Source organism: Lentzea rhizosphaerae (assembly GCF_042649515.1).
Lineage (GTDB): Bacteria > Actinomycetota > Actinomycetes > Mycobacteriales > Pseudonocardiaceae > Lentzea > Lentzea aerocolonigenes.
In genome coordinates this window covers 45,165-62,524 of the sequence record NZ_JBHRZI010000023.1, presented here as the reverse complement: position 1 = coordinate 62,524, position 17,360 = coordinate 45,165, and the positions used below count along the sequence as shown (strand labels likewise).

The following is a 17,360-nucleotide window of genomic DNA, read 5'->3' as shown; positions in this document are numbered from 1 at the left end:
GGCTCCGACCAGCGGTGGACCTTCCACCCGGTGAACTGATCCTGACCAGACTGGAGTGTCAATGACGACATCAGGCATGTCCCGCCGGGGTTTCCTGGCCGCCACCGGCATCGCGGCGGCCTCGGCCGCGGTACCGGGGCTGACCGGCCTCTCACCGCTGGCTCACGCGGCGGATCCCTTGGCCGATCTGGTGAACATGCGGTTCGGCATGTTCAACCACTTCAACCTCGGCACCTTCACCAACGAGGAGTGGGCGGCGGGCGGCCAGAGCCCGTCGAAGTTCGCGCCGCCCTCCGTGGACTGCGCGCAGTGGGCGGCAGCCGCGGCCGCCGCGAAGATGAGCTACGGCGTGCTCACCACCAAGCACCACGACGGCTTCGCCTTGTGGCCCTCGGCGTTCGACAAGCAGAACGTGGCGTACTCGGGCTACAAGCAGGACGTCGTGCGCCAGTACGTCGACGCGTTCCGCGCCCAGGGCCTGCGGGTCGGGCTGTACTACTCGGTCTGGGACCGCACGCACACCATCGAGGCGTACGGCGGCTATCACGGCAAGGATCCGCTCCAGGCCATCGAGCCGGGCGACATGACGGTGGTGCTCGGCCAGATCCGCGAGCTGCTGACCAACTACGGCACGATCGACATGTTCGTCACCGACGGCTACGCCTGGCAGATGGGCCAGCAGCAGATCTCCTACCAGGAGGTCCGCAACCTGGTGAAGTCGCTGCAACCGAACTGCGTGATGGTCGACCACGGCGCCCTGTCGCAGCCCTGGCTCGGCGACGCGATCTACTTCGAGGCCCCGCTGGGCGTCCGGTCGCCCGCGGGGAACACGTTCGCGGGCATCCAGGGCGAGACGATCAGCAACGGCTGGTTCTGGCACCCGGACACGCCCACGACCGCACCGCGCAGCCGTGACGCCATCCTCGCCGACCTCAGGGACCTGGAGCCCAAGTACACCTCGTACCTGTTGAACTGCCCGCCCAACCGCGAGGGCAGGCTCGACACCAACATCGTCAACCGGCTCGCGGAGGTCGGCGCGGCCTGGAGCCCGAACCCCTCCCGCCCGCCGCTGCCGGCCCAGCCGCTGCGGGTCGAGTGGCCGGTGAACGCGGTGGCCGCCTACGCCTCGTCGTACAACCCCGGCGAGGTCGCGTACAACGCGATCGACAACCGCAGCGACAACAAGCTCGAGACCTGCTGGTCGACCTGGGGCGGAGGTCGCACGCTGCCGCAGACGATCACGATCGACCTCGGCGGGGTGTGGAGCAACGTCTCCACGCTCGAGTACCTGCCGAAGCAGTGGAACCGCACCAACTCCACCGACGGCGACATCACCGCGGCCGCCATCTCCACCAGCACCGACGGCGTCGCCTTCACCACGGTGGCCACCGTGAACTGGGCCGCGAACGGCCGGGTCAAGCTCGCCGAGTGGACCAACCGGGACGTCGGCTTCGTGCGCATCCACGTCACGGCCGCCACCGGTGACTACGTCAACGTCGGCGGCGTGCACGTCGGCGGCCGCAGCGCCCGCCCCCAGCTGGTGTCACGCTTCCCGGTGGCGAACACGGTCTACCGCATCGAGTCCCGGGCCAGCGGCAAGGTGCTCGACGTGCGCAACGCCGGCACGGCCGACAACACCCCGGTGCAGCAGTGGTCGTGGCTGAACAACGCGTGCCAGAAGTGGACTTTCATCTCCACCGGGGACGGGTACTTCGAGATCCGCGACCAGAACAGCGGCAAGCTGCTGGAGGTCGGTGGCCGGTCCAGGGCCAACGGCGGAACCATGAACATCTGGGGTGACGCGAACGTCTTCCAGCAGCACTGGGCCGTCACGCCGGTCGGCAGCGACAGCTTCCTCCTCACCAACCGGCTCAGCCAGCTGGTGCTGGAGGTCCCCGGTGCGTCCACTGCGGACGGAACGCAGCTCGACCAGTGGGAGCACAACGGCGGCGTCCACCAGCAGTGGCGGCTGGTCCGGTCCTGACGGAACTCGGCCCGGTGTTCCCGTCCTCGACGGGAACACCGGGCTTTGCCAGCTCCAGGGGGCAGGTACTTCGTCGGGAAGTTGGCGGACTGGAAGGAATTGCCGGTCCCGCTGTTGCCCGTGATGCGACAGAAGGTGGCGTCCTTCGCGAGCGCCGTGCCGCCGTCGTCAGCACTTGAACACCCCGTTCACCGTGGCGTTCGTCGCCCGGTACAAGGACGTAGCCGCCTGTCTCGGGGTTCCAGGTCGCTTCCGGCGCCCACCCCTCCACGACTGCGCGGTCCGGTCAGCTGGTCACGCGGAACGTGGCGTCGCTGCGAGCGGTCGCGGTGGTGATCGGGTCGAGCTTCAGCTGGTAGGCGTAGTGCCGGATGTACCGGTCCGTGTGGTTGTAGGACTGGAAGGAGCTCCACGACGACGAGGCCAGGCCCGCGACTTGGCGGAACGTCGCGTCGGCCGCGAACTGCGCGGTGCCGTCGTAGGGCGCGAGCACGAAGTCGTAGTTGATGTGCCGCAGGTAGTAGCCGGGGTAGTTGACGGACTGGATCGACACGGCCGTGGCGTCGGCCAGGCCGGGCGTGATGCGGAACTGGGAGTCCTGCAGCGGGCTGACGTTCGCGTCGATGCGCACGTCGAAGTTGGCGTGGCGGACGAAGCGGTCCTGGAAGTTGAACGACTGCAGGCGGTTGACCGGCCTGCTGACGCCGTACTTGCCCAGGACGCGGCTCTCCTCGGCGGCCGTCAGGTTCATGATCCCGCCGTGGCGCTTGCGGTTGGTGCCGAGCGCGTAGTCCGTCACAGTCTGGAAGTTGGTCGTGCTGCCCAGGTTGGTCGACGTGATCGGCATGTACCCGCGGCCGGTCTTGAACTGGTCCAGCCACAACGCCCACTCGGTGCGGTCGTTGAACTTCATCCACATCGGACCCTCGACGACGTTGCCGCCGGTGGCGCCGTTGGAGATGCCCATGTGGGACAGGTCGCCGATCCGCGTCCACGAGCCGAGGATCGAGTTGCTGCCCTCGACGGTGATCTGCCCGTCGGCGGAGGCGCGGTAGTAGCGGAAACCCCCGACGCTGGTGGGCGACTCGACGATCTGGGTGTCGATGATGTGCTGTCCTCCCGGCCGGTCGATGTAAACAGCCGGTGCGGTCACCGTGCGGAAGTCACGGGTCCGCGTGTAGTAGACGCGGTGCTTCTTGACACCGTTGAGGGTGGCGTTCGTCGCCCAGTAGATGACGTAGTCACCGCTGGCGGGGTCGAAGATCGCCTCGGGTGCCCACGCGTCGCCCGCACCGGGGATCGCGCCGGCCACGTCCAGCAGCCGTGGCGCTGACCAGTTCACCAGATCCGTGGACTCCCAGACGACCAGTGAGGTGCTGCCGCGGTTGGCCGCGTCGCTCCACGACGTCCCGCTCGCGATGCGCAGGTCGGTCGCGATGACCCAGTAGCGGTCGCCGGCGGGGGAGCGGACGAGCGCGGGGTCGCGCACACCCTTGGTGCCCACGGTGGACAGCAGAGCGGGGGCTCCGTCGTTGAGGTCCGTCCAGTGCAGGCCGTCCCTGCTGTGCGAGAAGTAGATCTGCTCTCCGATCGCGGTCTCGCCGGTGAAGTGCGCCATCAGGTAACCGGTGAACGGGTCGGCGGCCGACGCCCGGTCCACGGCGACGAGAACCTGGGCGGTGAGCAAGAGCAACGCCGCGACCAGCGTCGCACCCAGGCGTGACAGTGTTCGTTGCACGGTCTTCTTCCTCCTGCGGTCAGAGGGTGGGGACGATCGGGGCGATGGTGCCGTCGGCGTTGAACGTCATGCGGTCGACGGTGACCTCGCGGTTGGTGCCGTTGCCCCCTGGCACGGCGAAGCGGTGATAGGCGATGTGCCAGGTGTCGGTTCCGGGCAGTTGGACCACCGAGTGGTGGCCGGGGCCCTTGATGCCGAGCTCGAGGCGCTTCTGGAGCACGACACCGCGTTTGGTCCACGGCCCCAGCGGCGAGGGGCCCGTCGCGTAGGCGACCTGGTAGTTCTCGTCACGGGTGTCGTTCTCGGACCACATGAAGTAGTACGTGCCGTTGCGCTTGAACACGAACGACCCCTCGCGGAAGCCCGTCGTGGTGATCGTCCGCACCGCCGCCGGGTCGAACGACACCATGTCGGCGTTGAGCGGGACGACGTGCGCGGCGCCGTTGCCCCAGTACAGATAGGACTGTCCGTTGTCGTCGGTGAACACCATCGGGTCGATGGCCTGACCGGGATACGCCCGTGCCGGCACCAGCGGCTTGCCCAGCGCGTCGCGGAACGGCCCGGTGGGGGAGTCGGACACGGCGACGCCGAGGTGCTTGGCGGTGTCACCGGACGCTGCACCGCCGCTGAAGTACAGGTAGTAACGGCCGTTCTTGGCGACGACGGCCGGCGCCCACGCCGAGTTGTCCGCCCACGACACGTCCGGCCCGTGGTCCAGGATCACGCCGTGGTCGGTCCAGTTGACCAGGTCGGTCGAGGAGAAAGCCTTGTAGTAGGGGGAAGACCAGCTCGCGTAGCCGTCCGTCGTCGGGTAGAGGTAGTAGCGGCCGTTGAAGAACGCGATGTGCGGATCTGCGAACAGGCCGGGGATGACGGGTCCCTTGGTGTTCTTGGGTGTCCAGGGAGCGGTCAGCCGGAAGGAGCTGTCCGCGCGGAACCGCTCGGTGTCCTGGAAGGTCTCCACCCACAGCTCGAAGTTGCGGTGCCGCAGCCGCCGGTCCGGGAAGTTGAACGACACCAACGACACCGAGCCCGTGACCGAGCCGTCGGCGGGGCAGAACGTCGCGTCCCCGCGGAACTCGGGTGTGCCGGTGTTGGCCTCCAGACGCACCCTCAGGTCCCGGTGGCGCAGGAACATTCCGTTGGCTGCCTGGAACGAGTAGCACGACGGCGATGCGAGGCCGTTGACGACGGTGAAGGTGGCGTCGGACTTGGTCAGCGACGAGCTGCCGGAGCTCACGGGATCGAGCCGGCCGAGGTAGTCGGCGTGCCGGAGGAACCGGCCGGGGTAGTTCACCGACTCCAGCGACCGCGCGCCCGTGGGCAACGTCGCGGCGGAGGCGGGCTGGGGCAGGGCGAGCGTCGAGGCGACGACGAGGAAGGACACCGCGAGCAGATGTGCTCGTCGGTCCATGATGTGCTCCGATCTTCGTTGAGCGGGGCGGTGGAGGTTCTGCAGAGGCGAACCGGCTCGGTCGAACCCGCGGGCCGAGGTTCGGTGACAACGCCATTCGCTGATGCCACACCTGCGAACTCCCTGCGTCTTTGCAGCGGCAGTCTTGGTCGATGGCGTGTCGGGGGCACGGGTGATCGAGGGCTCCACCACAGGTGGTCCCGCAGGTGCGTTCAGATTGTGAGCGTTAACATTACGGCGGACCTAGATGAAAACACGATGGCAACTTTCACGTCAATGGTCGTGCTGACGTGTGCGTCCTGCGGTCCGTCTTGATTGGCGCTTCGTTCGAATGGCCCCGATGGTGAAGTCCCTGGAGAACGTCGGGCCGCTCCACCGTTTGCCGGAAGTCTTCGGCGGCGATCTGTCAGGCAGTTCCTGTTAGCGCTAACAGGGTTAACACGTTTCAGCAGACAATTCCCGGCGCCGGAGTGTTGACACGGGGTCAACGCGGAGGTTACCTGTACGCCACACCGGATCGGACCTCGGTCTGCCGCACAGGCTGGAATGTTAGCGATAACATTCGTCCCGCCCGGTGTGTGAACTGGTGCGACCCCGACGGAGAGGTTGTCGAGAATGCGATGCCCTGCCGCGCTGCGCACCAGACCGGTCGCCAGGCCACTGCTCAGGTGAGAGAGCAGCTGCTCACCGCTGGCATCGCCTGAGGTCAGCGTCGGTCCTCCGACGCTGACTGACGCGCCGCCTCGAACCAGGAACGGGGTTCGGGCGCCGGCCCGCCGCACCGCGATCGACACGGACGTCCGTTGCCGATCAGTTCATGTTGACGAGCCCAAAGGTGTGCCCGCAGCTGCTTCCGCAGCGGCGGCAGTCGATCCAGGAGCACCATGTCATCCTCCTTGAACCGTCGCCGGCTGTTGCAGGCCGCGGGTGTTGCCGCTCTCGCGTCGGCCGTGCCGACCCTGGTCCCTTCGCTGACTCCGGTCGCGGGGGCCGCGGTGGTGCCGCCGGTCCGCGACGACATCGGCGCGTCGGCGTTCGCGTTCGACCTCGGCCAGGTCCGGCTGACGTCGAGCCGCTGGATGGACAACCAGAACCGGACGCTGTCGTACCTGAGGTTCATCGACGTCAACCGGTTGCTCTACAGCTTCCGCGCCAACCACGGGTTGTCGACGGGCGGCGCGACGGCGTGCGGTGGCTGGGAGGCCCCGAACTTCGACTTCCGCACCCACAGCCAGGGGCACTTCCTCAGTGCGTGGGCCAACGCCTGGGCCGTGCTCGGCGACACCACGTGCCGGGACAAGGCCAACCTGATGGTGGCGGAGCTGGCCAAGTGTCAGGCCAACAACGCCGCGGCGGGCTTCAACGCCGGCTACCTGTCCGGGCTCCCTGAGTCCGACTTCGACCTGCTGGAGTCCGGCAGGCCCAAGGGGGTGCCGTACTACACCCTGCACAAGACCCTGGCCGGCCTGCTGGACGTGTGGCGCTACATCGGCAACACCGAGGCCCGTGACGTGTTGCTGCGGTTCGCGGGCTGGGTGGACTGGCGCACCGCGAGGCTGACCACTGCCCAGATGCAGGCCGCGCTGCAGACGGAGTTCGGCGGCATGAACGCCGTTCTCGCCGACCTGTACCAGCAGACGGGCGACTCGCGTTGGTTGACCACGGCACAACGGTTCGACCACGCCGTCGTGTTCGACCCGTTGGCCGCCAACCAGGACCGGTTGAACGGCCTGCACGCCAACACGCAGGTGCCCAAGTGGATCGGTGCGGCCCGTGAGTACAAGGCCACCGGCACCACCCGGTACCACGACATCGCCCGCAACGCGTGGGACATCACGGTCAGCGCGCACACCTACGCGATCGGCGGCAACAGCCAGGCCGAGCACTTCCGCGCCCCGAACGCCATCGCCTCCTACCTCAGGGCCGACGCGTGCGAGGCGTGCAACAGCTACAACATGCTCAAGCTGACCAAGGAACTGTGGCTGCTCGACCCGGACAAGGCGTCGTACTTCGACTTCTACGAGAAGGCGTTGCTCAACCACCTGCTGGGGCAACAGGATCCCGGCAGCGCCCACGGCCACGTCTGCTACTTCACCGCGCTCAACCCCGGCGGCCGCAGGGGTGTGGTCGGCCCGGCGGTGGGCGGTGGCAACTTCAGCACCGACTACGGCACTTTCTGGTGCTGTCAGGGCACCGCTCTGGAGGTCAACACGCGGCTGGCCGATGCCGTCTACTTCCACAGCGGCACCACGTTGACGGTGAACCTCTACACGCCGTCCGTGCTCACGTGGTCCGCGCGGAACATCACCGTCACCCAGACGACGAGCTTCCCTGTCAGCGACACCACCACGTTGACCGTGACGGGCGATGTGGGCGGGTCGTGGACCATGCGGTTGCGCATCCCCGCGTGGACCAGCGGCGCGACCGTCAGCGTCAACGGCGTCGCCCAGAACATCACGGTCACGCCGGGCACGTATGCGAACCTGACCCGCTCGTGGACCTCGGGTGACACCGTCACCGTGCGGCTGCCGATGCGCGTGGTCCTGCAGCCCGCCAACGACAACGCCAACGTCGCCGCGATCACCTACGGCCCGGTGGTGCTGTCCGGCAACTACGGCGACACGGTCTTCAGCACGTTGCCGGTTCTCAAGCCCGCGTCCATCACCCGCACCAGTTCGTCCGCGTTGACGTTCACGGCTTCTGCCGACGGGGCGAACGTCAACCTCGGCCCGTTCTACGACGCCCACGGGTTCAACTACACCGTCTACTGGAACACCGGGAACGACTCCAACGCGGGCTACCGGTTGTTCAACGCGTCGAGCGGACTGGTGCTCGGCATCCAGAACATGTCGACCGCGGACGGCGGACTGGCGTTGCAGTGGGGTGACAACGGCACCGCCGACCACAACTGGCAGCTGGTGCCCGACGGCACCTCGGTCCGGCTGCGCAACCTCAACAGCAACAAGGTCCTGGGCGTGGACAAGATGTCCACAGCGGACAACGCCACCGTGCTGCAGTGGGCCGACAACGGCACCGCCGACCACCGCTGGACGATCGTCGACAACGGCGACGGCACGCACAAGCTCCGCAACGCCAACAGCTCCAAGGTGCTGGGCATCCTCAACGGTTCCACCGCGCAGGGCGCGCAGGCCGTCCAGGACCCGGACAACGGCAGCGCGGACAACAACTGGCGGTTCGTGCCGACCGGCGCCCGGCGCATCCAGAACCTGCGCAGCGGCCTGCTCCTCGGCGTGCTGAACATGTCCACTTCGGACGGTGGTCTGGTGATCCAGTGGGACGACAACGGGACCGCCGACCACCTGTGGACCGCCGTCCTCGACCCCGACGGCTACTTCCGGTTGCGCAACAGCAACAGCGGCAAGGTCCTCGGTGTCGAGAACGGCGCCACCGGCAACGGCGCCCGTGTCCAGCAGTGGGCTGACAACGGCGCGACCGACCACAAGTGGCGTCTGCGCTACGGCTCGGACGGCTACTTCCGCATCCAGTGCGCCAACGGTGGCCGGGTCCTCGGCATCAACGGTGCCTCCACCTCCCGCGGCGCGCAGGCGGTGATCTGGGACGACAACGGCACCAACGACCACCTCTGGCGCTTCGTCTGATCACACCACTGGGCCGGCCGGTTGCCCGGCCGGCCCAGTGGTGTGAGCTCAGATCTTGCCCGCCACCACGTCGGCGAGGTTCACGCGGGACGACTTGTAGGTCACCTTCGCGGGCTTCGACGGCGTGGGTGAGTTCGGCGCAGGGAAGATCTCCTGGAGGATGGGAAGGCCGTTGTCGGCGTTGATGGTGAGCACCACCGAGGCGTCGCCGCCCTGGATGTCGGGGCTCGCGGAGATGGTCAGCGCGCGCTGGCCGTCGATCTCGGTCGTGCCGACCTTCGTGTCCGGGATGGTCGAGATCAGCTTCAGCACACCGGCGCGGATGTCCGCGTTGGCGGCACCCAGGAACAGCGCGGACGTGGCGTTGCTCCACAGGTGGTTGTTGCGGAAGTTCTCCAGTTCCTTGCCCTCCGGACGCGGCCTGGCCGGGGGAGCCGGCTTGCCGATCTTGCGGAAGTCCTCCGCGATCTTCGCCTGGGCGTCTGCCCAGGCCTTGTCCGCCTCGGCGGGGCTCAGGCCGAGTCCCGTGACGTTGTGGGCCGCGGTGATCATCGCGATCCTGGCCTTCTCGAGGTCGCCGTTCGCGGCTTCGCGGGCCGCCGCCATCAACTTCGCGTGGTACGGCGTGGCCTGGTCGTCGTTCTTGCTCGCCGAGGCCGCCACGGTCTTCGTCGAGTCTCCGCTGAAGATCTGGCCCTTGTCGGTGTAGACGCTGTAGAAGGTGTACGACGGAAGGTCTGCGGGCATCTTCGTGCCGATGACCAGCGAGGAGTCGCCCTGCACCGTGGCGGCGGCCTTGACCTCGGACGCCAGTTTCACGAGCGGTGACTCGACCACCGGCGGGGCCTGGGGCGCCGCCTGGGTGGCGGGGCCGGTCGGGACGTTGCCGCCCGTCGTGGCCATCACCACGGCCGCGGCGACGGCCGCCACCCCCACGGCGGCAACACCAGCTCTGGGCCAGGAAAACCAGCGCTTCGGCCGCACGACCGTGTCCACTGGTTCAGCGGGTTCCGCCATCGCCGTCTGCAGCGCCGTGCGAGCACGGTCGTAGGCCTCAGGACTGGGGGATGGCACATCACTCAGCTTCTTCATCAGGTCCATTTCATCCATGAGTCGTCTTCTCACGTCGTCGGGACTTGCAGCAGCGCGGCAACTTCCGGGGCCTCTCGCAACGCCTTGCGCGCCTGGTGCAACAGACGGCGAGCCGTGCCGGCGGGAATGTCGAGCACCCGCCCGGCCTCCGCGACGGTCAGGTCCTCCCAGGCGACCAGGCCCAGAACCTCCCGCTCCTCGGGTTTGAGCCGGGCCAGAGCCCTGCGCAGCAACGCCTGCGTGTCGACGCGGGCGTCCACCGCCGGCCAGGGATCCCAGTCGCTCGCCACCCCGGTCAGGTCCGGTGCCGGCTCCTCGGCCGGTTCGGACCGCCAGTACCGCCGCAACCTGTTCAGCGCGACTCCGTAAAGCCAAGGCCTGGCCTCGGGATGCGATCGGTCGTAGGTGGCCCGGGACTCGTAGGCCGCCACCCACACGTCGCCGAGCACGTCCTCGGCGGCCTGACGGCCCACTCTGCGCGCGAGGTAGTTGCCGATCGCCGTCTCGTGACGGCTGATCACTTCCACGAACGCACCGGTGTCTCCGCGCAGCGATCTTCCGATCAGTTCCGCGTCTGACGACATGAAGCTCCTCGGGTTTCGCTTCGCCCTTTCACCCCGTCTTTGCCAACGCGCGGCGAAAGTGTTCAGGTTGCGCGAAACCTGCTGCTCAGCCGAGGTTCTGCGGACCTGCCACCAGAACCTTGAGCCGCCGGGGAGCCGCCGTCAGGTAGCTCTCCAGGAGCAGTTCCCCGACCTCGCCCCAGTCGGTGTCGTCGTCGAGCACCAGCCCGACGACGTTCGCCGCCCACCGGGGCTTGAAGAACGGGAGCGGCGCGTTGCTCAACGCGCTCAGCTCCGGACCTTCCGACCGGAACGTCAGCACGGTGCCGTCCGACATCCCGGAGGCCTCCGCGTAGGACGGAGGCCGGCCGGCCTCCACTTCGAGTACGTGCGCGAACGCCCTCTGTCCCACCCGCCAGCGGATGCCGCGCCAGGCCCGCTCCTCGACCACCTCCGGCAGCACCGCGCACACCGCCCGCAGGCGCTCCACGACCTCGTCCGAAACTTCCGCGTAGTCAGCCACGTGTCCCCCTCCTCGATCTACGCCGGCCGGTGCCCGTCGAGGAACCGCCGCACGACGGCCTCGGGGTCGGCGGGCGCCTGAGTGGCCCGCTGGTCGACCCGCCGGGCGATGGCCCGCATCATCACCGGACCGACCAGCGCGAAGAACGTGTGCCGCGGCGGTTCCGCGACGAGGGCTCCCCGGCGCTGGTGGTGCAGGATGACCTCGTCCACCTTCTCCAGCAGCTTCTCCGGTTCGGTGAGCACCGCCGCCACCTCCGGGCTGAACTTCGCCTCCCGCATGAGGGTGAGCACCACGCCGCCGCGGGTCTCGTAGAGCCGCAGGTAGTAGCGCACGATCGTGAGCAGGTCGGCGGCCACGTCGTCGCCCGGCGCGCCGAGGTCCAGTGCGAACTCCGCGAAGCTGCCGCGCACGGCCTGGCGCAGCAGGTTCTCCTTCGAGGTGAACCGGCGGAACAGCGTCGCCTCGTTGATCCCCGCGGCATCGGCGATCGCGCGCGTGGTCGCGCGTTCGTACCCCTGTTCGGCGATCACCTCCAGGACCGCGTCGAACACCGCCTCGTCGGGCACCCTGCCTGCCACTCACCCTCCTCGAATCCACATGCAAGTGGACACTTGCATTGACGGGAGCACGTGGCTACCTTGTTTGCAAGTGACCGCTTGCAAATCAGCCTACCCAAGGACAAGGCTCATGGCCGACAGCAGCTTCCCCGCCCGCTCCTCCGTTCTCGCGCCCAGTGCTGGAGAGGTCGTGGTCGGCCTCCTGGGCGCCGCGGTGGTCTCGATCGCGGTCAACGCGCTGATCGCCCTGATCGCGGGCAACCTCGTCCCCGCCGGCGTGCAACGCACAGGACTGGCGCTGGGGGAGTACGCGCCCGCCACCGTGATCGGCATCCTGCTCGGCACGCTCGGCTGGTATCTCGTGCGCCGCTTGGCACGATCTCCGCGGCGGGTGTTGCGAGTTCTCGTGCCCGTCGTGGTCGCGCTCTCGTGGATCCCGGATCTGGGCATCCTCGCGGGAGGTGCCAGCGTGGTGAACTCGTTGGCGCTCATGCTGATGCACGCCGTCGTCGCCGCTGCCGCGGTGCCCGTGCTGTCGCGTGTTCTGCCGCTCGGCGACAGGTGACCGTCCGTCTGCGCGGCAGGCACTGCGCCGGTCGCCGCACCGTGTAGCGAGGCCGTCACTTCGCGCGATCAACCTCGGGGGAGACCTCCCGTGTCGAAGCGATCGCGAGGAGAAACGCATGGCCTGGCAGGACTTTTTCGACCCGTCCCGCGTGAGATCGGTGTGGCCCAAGGTCTTGGCGGCCGCCGCGGCCGTTCTGTTGTTGCTCTCCGGTACGGCTCACGCGGTGGCCCCGCTCCCGCAGTCCCACATCTACACGCCCTCGAACGGCGGGCGGATCGAGGTCGGCGAACCCGTGCTGATCTCGGGTGGTGGCTACGAACAGACCGGGCCCGACAACCTGCGGGAGTACGAGGTGTCGGTGGACGGCGGAACGACCTGGAGGTCCGGACACCGGACCGCCACCGTGAGGCTGGGCGGTGAAACCGGCATCACGCAGGCGCTGTGGGCGTACGTGTTCACTCCGGACGAGCCAGGCGTCTACACGGTCGTCAGCCGGGTCAACACCGACACCGCGTACGGCCAGGTCTCTGCACCCAGGACGCTGTACGTCGGCGTACCCGCACCCGTGACGGGTGGCTGCTACTCGTGCGGCTTCTACTCGGAGAACCCGGCCGCGTACGAGGACGAAGGGCGGCCGGTGGAACTGGGGCTGCGGTTCCGGGTCGACCGGCCTGGCTCGGTGACCAGGATCTTCCTCTGGAACCTCGCCGGCGGCGAGGTCAGCATGGTGCGGTTGTGGCGCAGCGACGGGACTTTGCTGGCTTACCGGCACGTCAGCAGTTACTACACCGAACCGTTCCCGACGCCCGTGCCGGTGGTGCCGGGCGAGGAGTACGTCGCGTCGTTCACCTCGTGGCGTGGCATGTACCGGTCGACTGAGAACATGTTCCCGGCGACGGTGATCCAGGCGCCGTTCATCCTGCCCGCGCACGCGGGTGTGTACAGCTATGACGGCGGATTTCCCACCCAGACCTGGAACGACAGCCACTACTGGGTCACGCCGGAATTCCAGTCCTGACGAGGAACGTTTCTTTCAATCCCGCCGACGTCCGCGCGTGGTTCGCGCGGGTGTCGGCCTGAACTGGGTGCGGGACGACTCGGGCCACCGCATCAGCGTCGTTCAGTCGCTGATGCGGCGGATGACGCTGATCGGCCCGATCGAGTCGATGTCGGCGATCCTCACCGGCACGCCTTCGGTCGACGCGTGCACGGCGCGCACGCTGTCCACCGCCATCGCCACGTGGGACTGGCCGGAGTAGTAGACGATGATGTCGCCGGGCTTCACCTCGCCGCGGCTGACCGCGCGGCCCGCCTTGGCCTGGTCGTAGCTGGTGCGGCCGATGGACACGTTGGCCGAGCGGTACGCGGCCTGGATCAGCGAGGAGCAGTCCCAGGCGTCCGGGCCGGTGGCGCCGTGGACGTACCTGTCGCCGCGCTGGTCGAGTGCGAACTGCAGCGCCTTGCCCGCGGTTCCCGGAGGGGCCTGGATCGTCGACGTGTCGCCGGCGTTCTTGAGTGAGCTCTTGGTCGAGGCGTTGAGCGAGTCGTACTGGGTGCGAGCGTCGTTGAGCTGTTTCTGGAGGTCTGCGCTCTTCTGCTCGATCTCGGCGAGCAGCTTCTTCGACGCGTCGGTCGCCTCGTCCGCCGTTCTGGTGGCGGCGTCCGCGGCGTCGATGGCGCTGGTGAGCTTCTGCATCGCCTCGGCGTTGTCGGCGGCGAGGACGTTGAGGGCCGACATGCGGTTCAGGAAGTCCTGCTGCGAGTCGCTCACGAGCAACGCGGACAGCTGGTTGAAGCGCGCGCCCGAGTAGCTGACCTCGGTGAGGAGGTCCACCTGGCCGCGCTGGAGCCGCGCGGCCTCCTGCGCGGTGGCCAGGGTGGCCTCGGCCCTGTCCAGCTCACCCTGCTTGGCGGCCAGGTCGCCCTGCGCCTTCAGCTTGTCCTGGTTGAGCTGGGTGGCCTTCTGGGACAGCTCGTTGAACTTCGCGAGCGCGTCAGCGGCGGAGGGCTGTGCGGTGGCCGGCGTCGTGGGGAGCACGGCCGCGACGACTGCCGCCGTGGTGACGAATGCTCCGCGCACGGCGCGGCGCGAGGGGTGCGACGTCACGTCGCGGTCCTCCTTCTCGTGTGCCTGGCGCACTCAGACGGTGATGCCTCGATCGTTGAGCCAGGGGAGTGGGTTGATCTTGTTGCCGGCGGGGTTCCACACTTCGAAGTGGAGGTGGGGGCCGGTGGACTCGCCGCGGTTGCCCATGCGGGCGATCTGCTGGCCGGCCTGGACCCGTTGTCCCACGCGGACGCTGTAGGTGTCGACGTGGCCGTAGACGGTGATGGTGCCGTCGTCGTGCACGAGACGGACCCATTGGCCGAAACCGGAAACAGGGCCCGCGTCCTTCACCACGCCGTCGGCGGCGGCGAGGATCGGGGTGCCGATGGGGCCCGCGATGTCGATGCCGAGGTGCAGCCTGCCCCAGCGGCCGCCGTAGCCGGAGGTGAAGTCGCCGGCGGCGGGACGGGCGAACTTCGGGCGGTTCTTCTCCGCCTCCGTCGCCTCCCGCCGCGACGTGATCTGCTGGCTGCGCAGGAGCTTGGCGGCTTCGGCCGCACCTTCCGGCGTCGCACGGGAGACGGCGAGGACCTGCGGGGCGGAGAGGGTGTCGCCACCCGTTCCGTCGAAGGTCGCCCCGCCGTTCGCGGATTGGACCTCGTTGGCTGCGGCGTGCACGGTCTGGCCCGCGCCTGCCGCGGCGAAAGCGCCTGCCGCGACGGCGGCGACGACGACGCGTCCGCGCAGCGCCGACGGAGGCGGGGGGAGCCGGTGTCGCATGACCGCGGAGGTTCGGGCAAAGTTGTTAAGAACCCGAGAAGATGATGTTCAGGTTTCTTCGCGGGGCAGCCGGATCGTGAACGTCGTGCCCACCCCCACCTCGCTCGCCGCGCTGATGTTTCCCTTGTGCGCCAAGACGTAGTGCTTCGCGATCGCCAGGCCGAGACCACGTCCGCCGGTGACGCGAGCACGGGAGCGGTCGGCCCGCCAGAACCGGTCGAAGACGTGCGGCAGGTCCTCCGCGGCGATGCCGTTCCCGGTGTCGGAGACGGTGAGCACGACCTCGTCGCCCTCGACGCGACCGCCGACTGCGACCTGTCCGTCCGCGGGGGTGTGCTGCACGGCGTTGACCACGAGGTTGCGCACCACCTGCCGCAGCCGCACCGGATCCGCGGTCAGCCGCAGCTCCTGCCCGGCGGGCACGTCGAGGACGACCTGGTGCGCGGCGGCGATTCCGGCGAGGAGTTCGGCGGCGTCCACCGGTTCCGGACGCAGGTTCAGCGCACCCGCGTCGGCGGCGGCCAGCTCCTGCAGGTCCTCGACCAGCTGCTGCAACACCAGTGTTTCCTGCAGCAGCAGTTCCAGCAGGTCGGCGTCCAGGTCCGCAACACCCTCCTGCGCGGCGACCAGCCACCCGCGCATCGTGCCCAGCGGCGTCCGCAGCTCGTGCGACAGGTCGTTGACCATGTTCTTGCGCAACGTCTCCGCGTGCGCGAGGTGCGCGGACATGTCGTTGAACGCCGCCGCGACCTCGGCGACCTCCCAGCGCGACCTGACCTCCGCCCGCGCCGACAGGTCGCCCGCGCGCATTCGCCTGGCCGCCGCGGTGAGCACGGTCAGCGGCCGCAACACACGCCCCGCCAACAGGAAGCTCACGGCGATCGCGAGCACGAGCACGAGCGACGCGGCGAGTACGATCTGCGTGATCCCGGCGGCGGGCAGGCCCACGACTGTGCGCTGGCCCGCCGGTTGCCCGACGAACAGGAACGCGGCCGGGGCCACGTGGGACGCGAGCACCGCGCGCCGGGCGTTGGCCAGGCACTTGTCGTTCAGAGGTGTCGAGTCCGGGAACGGCAGCATCTCCAGTGCGCCGTCGGCACCGATGTACGCCGGACTGTACGGCGTCCTGTTGCTGATCTGGCAGTCGCGCACGTGCTTGTTGATCTGCTGGAGCGCGCTTTGTTCCGTCGGCTGGTTCAGCGTCAGCGACCTGCACCTGTCCGCGTACGGCCAGGCGTACGAGCGCCCGGACGGACTCGTCCGGATCTCCGCCGCCACGCCCCCACCACGGGCACAGGCGACGTCGACCTCGGCTTGCGTCCGGGACACCCGCTGTTCCTCGGTGGTGAGCAGGAACGGGCCCACAGCGCGGGGGTCGATGCGGTCCTGCGGGGTGTCCGGTCGCAGGTCGAGGTCGACGTTGAGCGGATCGACCACCGCGGCCGGCTGGTTGGTCGCCTGCAGGTCCTCCGCACCGGCCGTGCCGCTGATGAGGGTCCGCTCCGCCGTGGTGAGCTGGACGTGCAACCCGGTCTGGCGGCTGAGGTCCTCGATCAGCGGCGTGATGCCCGACCAGTCGGGGTGGACGGCCCCGTACCCGAGCACGGCGTCGTAGACACGGGCCAGTCCGGCCTGCTTGCGCCCTTGCTCGGCCTGCAACGTCTGCGTCGTGCTCTGCACCGACAGCCACGCCGTCGCCGCGATCGAACACGCCGACACCAGCACGGTGCCCGCCAGCAACAGCAACCGCAGGCGGCGGGGCTTACCGGTCACGATCGCTCAGGTCCGCGATCTTGTACCCGACCCCGTAGACGGTCAGCAGGTACGCCGGGGACGCCGGGTCGGTCTCGATCTTGCGCCGCAGGTTGCGCACGTGCACGTCGATCGTGCGCTCCGTGATGAACCCGTCCAGCCCGTACCCGTCCTCGAGCAGCTGCGCCCGGCTGAACACCCGCCCCGGCTCGGCGGCCAGCACGGCGAGGATGCGGAACTCGGCGGGCGTGCAGGCGACCGGCCGGCCACCGATCCGCACCTCGTGCCGCATCGGATCCAGTTCGAGGTCGCCGACCCGCAACGCCCGCCGCACCGCAGTGCCGTTCGCCCCGGACCGCCGCAACAACGCCCGCACCCGCGCCATCAGCTCACGGGGGTCGTACGGCTTGGCGAGGTAGTCGTCCGCACCGAGGTCGAACCCGAGCAGCTTGTCGTCGGCGTCGGCCCGTGCGCTGATCACCAGCACGGGCAGGTCCGCGTCCTCGGCTCGAACGGCCCGGCAGACGTCCCACCCGTCGACGCCGGGCAGCATCAGGTCCAGCACCAGCAGGTCGGGCCGACGGACGCGGATCGCGTCGAGCGCCGTGCGTCCGTCGCCGACCAGCTGGAACGTGTGGTTCTCCCGAGCGAGAAAGCGCCCTATCAGCTCAGCCTGTTTCGGTTCGTCTTCGGCCACCAGGACGTAGGCGCACATGACG

General features: G+C 68.7%; 14 protein-coding genes and 1 pseudogene. 4 read left to right on the top strand and 11 right to left on the bottom strand.

All coding sequences use genetic code 11. From position 1 onward, the window contains the following. Nucleotides 1-61 precede the first annotated feature (61 nt). Entirely contained in the window at nucleotides 62-1,984 is a 1,923-nt protein-coding gene (locus tag ACFOWZ_RS27495) for an alpha-L-fucosidase (protein ID WP_382376786.1), read from the top strand. 47 nt (nucleotides 1,985-2,031) lie between these two features. Here ACFOWZ_RS27495 and ACFOWZ_RS27490 read toward each other — a convergent pair. From ACFOWZ_RS27490 to ACFOWZ_RS27480, 3 genes and pseudogenes are all read right to left on the bottom strand, one after another. Further along, a pseudogene (locus ACFOWZ_RS27490) lies at nucleotides 2,032-2,109 on the bottom strand (hypothetical protein); the annotation flags it as partial. A gap of 161 nt (nucleotides 2,110-2,270) precedes the next feature. Continuing rightward, entirely contained in the window at nucleotides 2,271-3,722 is a 1,452-nt protein-coding gene (locus ACFOWZ_RS27485; RefSeq protein ID WP_382376785.1) for a glycoside hydrolase family 43 protein, read from the bottom strand. Between the two features lie 19 nt (nucleotides 3,723-3,741). Further along, complete coding sequence (locus ACFOWZ_RS27480; RefSeq protein WP_382376784.1) at nucleotides 3,742-5,136, bottom strand: family 43 glycosylhydrolase; 1,395 nt, start codon at nucleotides 5,134-5,136, stop codon at nucleotides 3,742-3,744. Between the two features lie 884 nt (nucleotides 5,137-6,020). Between ACFOWZ_RS27480 and ACFOWZ_RS27475 the strand changes: the two genes are divergently transcribed. Then, nucleotides 6,021-8,756 (top strand): beta-L-arabinofuranosidase domain-containing protein, encoded by a 2,736-nt coding sequence (locus tag ACFOWZ_RS27475; protein ID WP_382376783.1) that lies wholly within the window; start codon nucleotides 6,021-6,023, stop codon nucleotides 8,754-8,756. 48 nt (nucleotides 8,757-8,804) lie between these two features. On the opposite strand, the gene ACFOWZ_RS27470 is transcribed toward ACFOWZ_RS27475, so the two are convergent. The 4 genes from ACFOWZ_RS27470 to ACFOWZ_RS27455 all read right to left on the bottom strand — a co-directional run bounded on the left by ACFOWZ_RS27470 (nucleotide 8,805) and on the right by ACFOWZ_RS27455 (nucleotide 11,515). Then, nucleotides 8,805-9,866 (bottom strand): hypothetical protein, encoded by a 1,062-nt coding sequence (locus ACFOWZ_RS27470; RefSeq protein ID WP_382376782.1) that lies wholly within the window; start codon nucleotides 9,864-9,866, stop codon nucleotides 8,805-8,807. 11 nt (nucleotides 9,867-9,877) lie between these two features. After that, on the bottom strand, nucleotides 9,878-10,432 hold the full coding sequence (locus tag ACFOWZ_RS27465; RefSeq protein ID WP_382376781.1) for an RNA polymerase sigma factor: 555 nt from the start codon (nucleotides 10,430-10,432) through the stop codon (nucleotides 9,878-9,880). Nucleotides 10,433-10,517: 85 nt separating this feature from the next. Beyond that, entirely contained in the window at nucleotides 10,518-10,934 is a 417-nt protein-coding gene (locus ACFOWZ_RS27460) for an MmcQ/YjbR family DNA-binding protein (RefSeq protein WP_382376780.1), read from the bottom strand. 17 nt (nucleotides 10,935-10,951) lie between these two features. Further along, the gene (locus tag ACFOWZ_RS27455; protein WP_382376779.1) at nucleotides 10,952-11,515 is read right to left on the bottom strand and encodes a TetR/AcrR family transcriptional regulator; all 564 of its coding nucleotides are present in this window, start codon (nucleotides 11,513-11,515) and stop codon (nucleotides 10,952-10,954) included. Nucleotides 11,516-11,624: 109 nt separating this feature from the next. Here ACFOWZ_RS27455 and ACFOWZ_RS27450 point away from each other — a divergent pair, with 109 nt between their 5' ends. Together ACFOWZ_RS27450 and ACFOWZ_RS27445 are read left to right on the top strand one after the other, a co-directional pair. Beyond that, entirely contained in the window at nucleotides 11,625-12,059 is a 435-nt protein-coding gene (locus tag ACFOWZ_RS27450; protein ID WP_382376778.1) for a DUF6069 family protein, read from the top strand. A 118-nt stretch (nucleotides 12,060-12,177) separates the two neighbouring features. After that, nucleotides 12,178-13,080 carry a DUF4082 domain-containing protein gene (locus ACFOWZ_RS27445; RefSeq protein ID WP_382376777.1) on the top strand — a complete coding sequence of 301 codons (903 nt, stop codon included), beginning with the start codon at nucleotides 12,178-12,180 and terminating at the stop codon, nucleotides 13,078-13,080. A gap of 102 nt (nucleotides 13,081-13,182) precedes the next feature. Here the strand turns inward: ACFOWZ_RS27445 and ACFOWZ_RS27440 are convergent, their stop codons facing one another. The 4 genes from ACFOWZ_RS27440 to ACFOWZ_RS27425 are packed head-to-tail and all read right to left on the bottom strand — an operon-like array spanning nucleotide 13,183 to nucleotide 17,356. Continuing rightward, nucleotides 13,183-14,202: a C40 family peptidase gene (locus ACFOWZ_RS27440; RefSeq protein WP_382376776.1), complete on the bottom strand. Its 1,020-nt coding sequence runs from the start codon at nucleotides 14,200-14,202 to the stop codon at nucleotides 13,183-13,185. Continuing rightward, complete coding sequence (locus ACFOWZ_RS27435; RefSeq protein WP_382376775.1) at nucleotides 14,203-14,889, bottom strand: M23 family metallopeptidase; 687 nt, start codon at nucleotides 14,887-14,889, stop codon at nucleotides 14,203-14,205. A 48-nt stretch (nucleotides 14,890-14,937) separates the two neighbouring features. Further along, on the bottom strand, nucleotides 14,938-16,662 hold the full coding sequence (locus ACFOWZ_RS27430; protein ID WP_382376774.1) for a sensor histidine kinase: 1,725 nt from the start codon (nucleotides 16,660-16,662) through the stop codon (nucleotides 14,938-14,940). Further along, the gene (locus tag ACFOWZ_RS27425; protein WP_382376773.1) at nucleotides 16,652-17,356 is read right to left on the bottom strand and encodes a response regulator transcription factor; all 705 of its coding nucleotides are present in this window, start codon (nucleotides 17,354-17,356) and stop codon (nucleotides 16,652-16,654) included. Before ACFOWZ_RS27425 ends, ACFOWZ_RS27430 begins: the two co-directional genes overlap by 11 nt. Nucleotides 17,357-17,360 lie beyond the last annotated feature (4 nt).